Origin of the sequence: Longimonas sp., assembly GCF_046498435.1 — a bacterium.
Lineage (GTDB): Bacteria > Bacteroidota > Rhodothermia > Rhodothermales > Salinibacteraceae > Longimonas.
This window is the reverse complement of the sequence record NZ_JAWOAR010000098.1, coordinates 1-6,885: the sequence shown is the minus strand read 5'-3', so window position 1 is coordinate 6,885 and position 6,885 is coordinate 1. Positions and strand designations below refer to the sequence as shown.

Genomic DNA, 6,885 nt, shown 5'->3' with positions numbered 1-6,885 from the left:
TTCATCACGGTGCTGCTCACGCTTTTTGAGTACGTGCTGTAGCCTTGAAGTCAGGATTTTCTGTGATACGAGCCCCGAATACGTATGCCGATCGACACGCTAAAATCGAAGCGGCGCCTGGTGGAGGAGTACGGCCTGGACGACCGGCAGGCCGAGGGCATTGTGGAGCTAATCGCGCAGTCCGAAGAGCGGGGGGCCACCGCCAGCGATGTGAAGGCTGCCAAGCGGGAAGTTCTGTTGCGTCTGCAAGCCACCGAAGAACGCCTGGAGCAGCGGTTGGAGTCGGAAGTCGTGGCGTCAGAGCAGCGGTTGGAGTCGAAAATCGTGGCATCGGAGCAGCGGCTGGAGTCGAAAATCGTGGCGTCAGAGCAGCGGTTGGAGTCGGAGATCGTGGCATCGGAGCAGCGGCTGGAGTCGGAAATCATGGCGTTAGAGCAGCAGTTGGAGTCGAAAATCGTGGCGTCCGAGCAGCGGCTGGAGTCGAAGATCACAGCGTCCGAGCAGCAGTTGGATTCAAAAATCACCTCCACTGAAAAGCGGCTTGGAAAAAATATCGAGCAGCTCCGCCTTGAAATGGAGCAGATGCGCCGCCAGATGTTGCAGTGGATGCTCGGCATTGCGGCATTCATCACGGTGCTGCTCACGCTCTTTGAGTACGTGCTGTGACGTTTGCACCGCAATACCTCCGTTCTCGTGCGCTCTCCACATGCTTTTCCCGCATTTCGGTGTCCCCTGCCGTTGATAACGACCGGTGCAGGGGCCTATCTTGGCTGTGGTTCTTCGTTCGCATTTTTGCTGCATCGTTCTGCCTCTACCTGTGGATACCAAATATATTTTCGTAACCGGCGGCGTAACCTCGTCGCTGGGCAAGGGCATTTTTAGCGCATCGCTGGGGCGCCTCCTTGAAGCGCGGGGACTGCGCGTCACCATCCAGAAGTTCGACCCGTACATCAACGTGGATCCGGGCACCATGAACCCGTACGAGCACGGCGAGGTGTTCGTAACGGATGACGGCGCCGAAACCGACCTGGACCTGGGCCACTACGAGCGCTTTCTGGGCCGTCCCATGAGTCAGGCCAACAACGTGACCACCGGGCGCGTCTACCTGGAGGTTATCACCAAAGAGCGCGAGGGCGCCTACCTGGGCAAAACCGTGCAGGTAGTGCCCCACATTATCGACGAGATTAAGCACTGGATGCGCAAGCTCGGCACCAGTGGCGACTACGACGTTGTCATCACCGAGATCGGCGGCACCGTGGGCGACATCGAGAGCCAGCCATACCTGGAGGCCATCCGGCAGCTTCGCAACGAACTCAAGCCGCACACACTCATCGCGCACCTTACCCTGGTACCGCACCTGCGCGCTGCGGGCGAGCTCAAGACCAAGCCCACGCAGCACTCCGTCAAAACAATGCTCGGCTACGGCTTGCAGCCCGACCTGCTCGTGTGCCGCTCTGAGCAGCCGCTCGACCGGTCCATTCGCGAGAAGATTGCACTCTTCTGCAACGTGCCGCCCAATGCGGTTACGCCTATGCTGGATGCCGAGACGATCTACGAGGTGCCGCTGCTGCTTCAAGAAGAGGGGCTGGGCACGCTGGTGGTCGATCGCCTCTTCAGCGAGGCCGAGCAGTCGAACATGACGGCGGTTCCGGACTTGAGCGCCTGGATCGAGTTTCTGCGTCGTCTCAAAAACCCGGAATCCACTCTAACCATAGCGCTCGTCGGCAAGTACGTAGAGCACCAGGACGCGTACAAATCGATCACCGAGAGCCTGATGCTTTCGGGTGTGCCCGAGGGCTTGCAGGTGGATATCCAATTTGTGCTGTCGGATATGCTGACCGACGAAAATGTGGAAGAACGTCTTGGCGATGTAGCGGGGGTGCTCGTAGCTCCCGGCTTTGGCGACCGCGGCATTGATGGGAAGCTGGAGGCGATTCGGTATGTGCGCGAACATGACATCCCGTTCTTTGGCATCTGCCTGGGGCTGCAGTGCGCCGTGATTGAGTACGCGCGCCACGTGTGCGGCTGGCCCGAAGCGCACTCGACCGAGTTCGATGACGACACGCCGCATCCGGTCATCGACATGATGGAAGAGCAGAAGAACGTGTCGGAAATGGGCGGCACCATGCGGCTGGGCCAGTATGCCTGCGACATCTACCCCGACTCGACCGCCAACGAGGCGTATGGAACCGATACCGTGCACGAGCGCCATCGCCATCGCTATGAGGTGAACAATGTGCTGCGCTACAAGCTGCGCGAGGCGGGGATGCATTTCACCGGCATCAACCCGGACCTGGATCTGGTCGAGATTGTGGAGTTGCCCGAAAAGCGCTGGTTTGTAGGCGTGCAGTTTCATCCTGAGTACCGCACAACCGTAGGCAACCCGCACCCGCTCTTCCGATCGTTTGTGCAGGCGTGTGCTACGTATGCTACTGAGCACGATCTGCTTGCTGAACCGCAGCCCCCACAGCCGCACGAGGTTAATCCACTGGCTTCCGCAGATATGTAGCTGCGGTCTGAAGCCGTCTGCCCGGTACCTCCACGGCGGTACAAACCCGACCTGCATCCCCCGCGTTCAGGCAAGCGGATACGGGATGCATGCGCCGGAGCCGTGAAATCCACCGCGAAACGCCCGCTGTAGCTTGACATTTGCTTTTGATGCCTTACCTTGCAAGGCTACAGTGCACATAAAATTGGATGCGTATTCCCGCTAAGGCACTACGTTACAGTACGGCATGCCCCAGCGGTGCTCCTCCCACCCAATCTTGCTCTACCCTTTGTCTGTATGCCGAATGCCTCTGCATCCCCCCAATCTGCATCTGGCACCTACGCGACGGACTATCACGCGCCTGTGATGGCCACGGAAGTGTGTGCAGGGCTTATTACCACCCCCACGGGGTGCTACGTGGATGCCACCGCGGGGGGCGGCGGTCATACCGAGGCCTTGCTCGACGCGCTGGCACCAGAGGGATGCGTAGTGGCCATTGATCAAGATCCGGAGGCGCTCAACGCGGTGCGCGACCGACTGCCCGACGCTGTGAAGGCCAACCGTCTGCATCTGGTGCGCGGCAACTTTCGTGCGCTGCCGCGCCTGCTCCGCGATGCAGGCTTTGCCGAGGTCGATGGACTGCTGCTTGATTTGGGCGTGTCCTCGCATCAGATTGATGAGCCCGAGCGGGGGTTCAGCTTTCAAGCCGAAGGGCCGCTCGACATGCGTATGGATCCAGAGGGGCGTCTTACTGCGCGAACTATCGTGAACGAGTGGGGCCACGGCGACCTGGCCGATGTGCTGCGTCGCTATGGCGAAGAGCGCTACGCCGGGGCGCTGGCCACCGCCATCCTCGAAGCGCGTCCGCTCGACACGACGGCCGACCTGGCCGGGGCGATTCGCGATGACGTGCCGGATCATGTCGTCACCAAAACGCTGGCGCGCGTCTTTCAAGGGCTCCGCATTGCCGTAAACGGCGAGTTGGATGCGCTTGAGTCGGTGCTTGAAGACAGTGTCACGGTGCTGCCTACAGGGCGACGCATTGCTGTGCTTAGCTACCATTCGTTGGAAGACCGCCGTGCCAAGCGCTTTCTGCGCTACGGGAACTTCGATGGCACTCCGAAGCGTGACCTGTACGGCACGCTCATTGCTCCGTTTGCACCGATCGATGCCTCGCCCCAAACGGCGACCGATGCTGAGATCGAGGCAAATCCGCGAGCCCGTAGCGCCCGGCTGCGCATTGCCGAACGGCAATCGACCGAGGAGATGGGGCCGCCAATGCCATAAAGCGGCTAATGCCGCCCCCTGATCGCTTTTGTTTCTTTGTTTCCTTTGCCACTACTGCGATATGGCCTTGTTCTCTTCATCCGATGCACCATCGGGGGCCTCGAAATCGGGGAGCAACTGGCAGCGGCACGGCACGGCCTTGCCTACGTGGACGGATCTTGAAAACACGAACACCCAGCGCTATGCGCCCCGGTCTGATGACGCGTTTCTGCAGCGCGTGTCTACCATTCGCTTTGCGATAATCGTGGTCATGCTGGCGGCGGCCTTTACCGCATACGTAGGCCATGTGCACGCTACGCAGGAGCTCCTGGCGGATGTGCAGCAGGCTGAAGCCGAGAACCGATCGCTGCATATCCAACATAATTACCTGCAAGGCGAATACGCCCGCCAGACTGGGCCGGCACTGGTGCACCGCCGGGCGCGCGCACTGGGTATGGAAGAAACTGTATCGTTTGGCCCGACCGTTCCGGCGCCCTGACGGCCGGTGTCATGATTTGGCTAGGGCCTCCCTATTTGCTCTCCTGACTCACTTGTTAGCGGTACTCCACTTTGAACGCTCGTGATGCCATACACATCCGGATGTACGTCGTCCTGATCTTGTTGGGACTGGTGCCATTTTTTATCGTTGGCCGGATTGGACTCATCTACCTGGCCGAGGGGGAGGCGTTGCGTGAGCAAGGAGAACAGCAGGCCCGCTCCGAGCAGGTCATTCCGGCGATGCGAGGCGCAATCTTAGACCGGAATGGGCATGCGCTGGCCATCAACACGGCGGAGTACAACCTGGCGCTCGACCCTACCGTAGACGGCTTTGATGAACAGGCCGATCAGTTCTATGATGCGTTGGCCGAAGTTACTGGTGGACAAGCCGATCGGTACCGCGAGCGCGTGCAGACCCGGAGCAGTTCGCAGTACGTGCTGCTGGTGCGTGGGCTCGACGAAGAGCAGCGCACGACCATTGAACAGTGGCCGGTGCCCGGTATGATCTTGACCCCTCGGTTTGCGCGAACTTACAGCCATGGCTCGGTGGCGGCTCATGTGCTGGGCCATGTGGGCAACGAAGGGCAGGGCCTGGCAGGGTTGGAATTGCAATACGATGAGTACCTGGAAGGTACGCCCGGTTCGCGGGCTGTGCAGCGCGACCGGCGCGGGCGCATCAAAGCGCTGGTGGGCGGCCGCGAGGTGCCCCCGGAGCAAGGGGAGAGCCTGGTGCTGACTATTGACCGGATGCGACAGGTGGCGCTCGAAGATGAGTTGGAGCGAGGGGTGGAAGCGCAACGAGCATCATGGGGCACCGCCATTGCTATGGATCCAAACACCGGAGCTATTCTGGCGATGGCGAACACGCCAACCTACAACCCGAACCGGGCTGCGGCTTACTCTGAACGGCAGCGCCGCAACCGCGCCATTACCGACCGCTTTGAGCCAGGCTCCACCTTCAAGTTTGTGACCGCAGCAGCAGCGCTCGAAAACGACTACGTGGCGCTCGATGATACCATCGACACGGGCGATGGCTGGGCGGTGTACTCAGGATACACCATGCGCGACATCAGTGCGTACGGCTCCATCCCCTTTCGGGAGGTGCTGGCCAAGTCCAGCAACGTAGGTACGGCCGAGGTGGCAAATCGCATCGAGCCCGGTATTCTCTATCAGTATGCGCGCAACTTTGGCTTTACACAGCCCACCTGGATCGACCTACCGGGCGAGGCGACCGGCGTGGTGCGGCGCCCTTCGGCGTGGAGGGTCTAGTTTTTTGGCTGTCTGGAGTACATTTCCATCATTTTTGTCCAGAAAATAGGAAATGATTTCGTTATTGTACTCTTTTAGTGTTTTATCGCTCATGGCGAAAAAGGGCTTATTTGAAATCTGCGAAAAGGTGAGGTCTTCTTCTGTAATAATTTGATTTTCAGACATCACACAGGCTAATTCAACAGCGGCCTTTAATTCACGGACATTTCCCGGAAAGGGATATTCTTTAAGTTTTTTCTTGGCTTCGGAGGACAAGGAGGGAGTAGCTTCCTGATTGTCTTTTGAGAACGCTTCAATAAAGTGTTTTGCCAAAATAAGGACATCATTATCGCGATCTCGAAGGGGTGGAAGTTCAATTGGCAAACCAATGATGCGGAAATACAGATCTTCCCGAAAGTTTCCTTCTTTTACTTCATCCGTTAGGTTTTTGTGCGTGGCACTAATTAGTCGAATATCTATGGGGAGGGGTTTGTTTCCTCCTACGCGCACTACTTCTCGTTCCTGCAGGACCCGAAGAAGTTTTGTTTGCAGGCCGAGATCCATTTCTGCAATTTCATCTAAAAACAAGGTGCCGCCATCGGCCTCTTCAAACTTGCCTTTTTTTGTTCCGGCGGCTCCGGTAAAGGCACCTTTTTCATGTCCAAACAATTCACTTTCGGCTAAATCTTTCGATATGGCGCCCATATTGACAGCTACAAAAGGCTGCTTTCGGCGTTTGCTATTAAAGTGAATGGCTTTAGCGTAGACCTCTTTTCCCGTTCCGGTTTCTCCGGTGAGGGACACATTAATATTGGTTTTGATGGCCTTCTGAACGAGCTTGAATGTTTTCTTTATCGCCGGGCTCTGACCAATGATATTATCTTCAAAATCATACTTTACTTTGAGTTCTTCCTGAAGCTTCTCGACTTCTTTCCTCAGGGATAAGTTTTCCCGAATATTTATTATAGACTTCCAGAGGATATCCTTTGCGTGGTCGTCTTTTACGATATAGTCCTTGGCCCCGGTTTTTAGTAGACTTACAGCTACTGAGATGTCTTCCTGTCCACTGATGACGATGATGGGGAGGTCTGATTGAACTTTAAGGATTTGTTTGATGAGCTTTTCGCCCTCAATATCCGGTAAGCCGTAATCCATACAGAGTAGATCCGGATCATCCGGTAATGCCTTCAGTACCTCTTTCCCAGTCGTGTATAAACTGAGATCGTAATCCGGGTTGAGTGATAGGTGATGCATAAGGAGATTCCCATACCAGGGATCAGTCCGTATCGGAATCCGCCGCCTCATCGAGTTCCGCCTGCGCGAACTCCCGGATCCGCTTTTTCTCCTCGGCGCTCACGTCGACCGCCTGCGCGCTCTCGATCTGG

Annotated in this window: 6 protein-coding genes; 5 read left to right on the top strand and 1 reads right to left on the bottom strand. The window is 57.4% G+C overall.

The genetic code is table 11. The features are described 5' to 3' along the window. Positions 1 to 84: 84 nt before the first annotated feature. The 5 genes from R6U20_RS04100 to R6U20_RS04080 all read left to right on the top strand — a co-directional run bounded on the left by R6U20_RS04100 (position 85) and on the right by R6U20_RS04080 (position 5,521). Positions 85 to 666, top strand: a complete 582-nt coding sequence (locus tag R6U20_RS04100) for a coiled-coil domain-containing protein (protein ID WP_410336598.1) — start codon at positions 85 to 87, stop codon at positions 664 to 666. Positions 667 to 817: 151 nt separating this feature from the next. Continuing rightward, entirely contained in the window at positions 818 to 2,509 is a 1,692-nt protein-coding gene (locus R6U20_RS04095; RefSeq protein WP_410336597.1) for a CTP synthase, read from the top strand. Positions 2,510 to 2,785: 276 nt separating this feature from the next. Next, entirely contained in the window at positions 2,786 to 3,775 is a 990-nt protein-coding gene (rsmH, locus tag R6U20_RS04090; protein ID WP_410336596.1) for a 16S rRNA (cytosine(1402)-N(4))-methyltransferase RsmH, read from the top strand. A gap of 61 nt (positions 3,776 to 3,836) precedes the next feature. Then, positions 3,837 to 4,253 (top strand): hypothetical protein, encoded by a 417-nt coding sequence (locus tag R6U20_RS04085; RefSeq protein WP_410336595.1) that lies wholly within the window; start codon positions 3,837 to 3,839, stop codon positions 4,251 to 4,253. A 71-nt stretch (positions 4,254 to 4,324) separates the two neighbouring features. Then, positions 4,325 to 5,521, top strand: a complete 1,197-nt coding sequence (locus tag R6U20_RS04080) for a peptidoglycan D,D-transpeptidase FtsI family protein (RefSeq protein WP_410336594.1) — start codon at positions 4,325 to 4,327, stop codon at positions 5,519 to 5,521. On the opposite strand, the gene R6U20_RS04075 is transcribed toward R6U20_RS04080, so the two are convergent. After that, positions 5,468 to 6,754, bottom strand: coding sequence for a sigma-54-dependent transcriptional regulator (locus tag R6U20_RS04075; protein ID WP_410336593.1), 1,287 nt, complete (start codon positions 6,752 to 6,754; stop codon positions 5,468 to 5,470). The genes R6U20_RS04080 and R6U20_RS04075 overlap by 54 nt on opposite strands. Positions 6,755 to 6,885 lie beyond the last annotated feature (131 nt).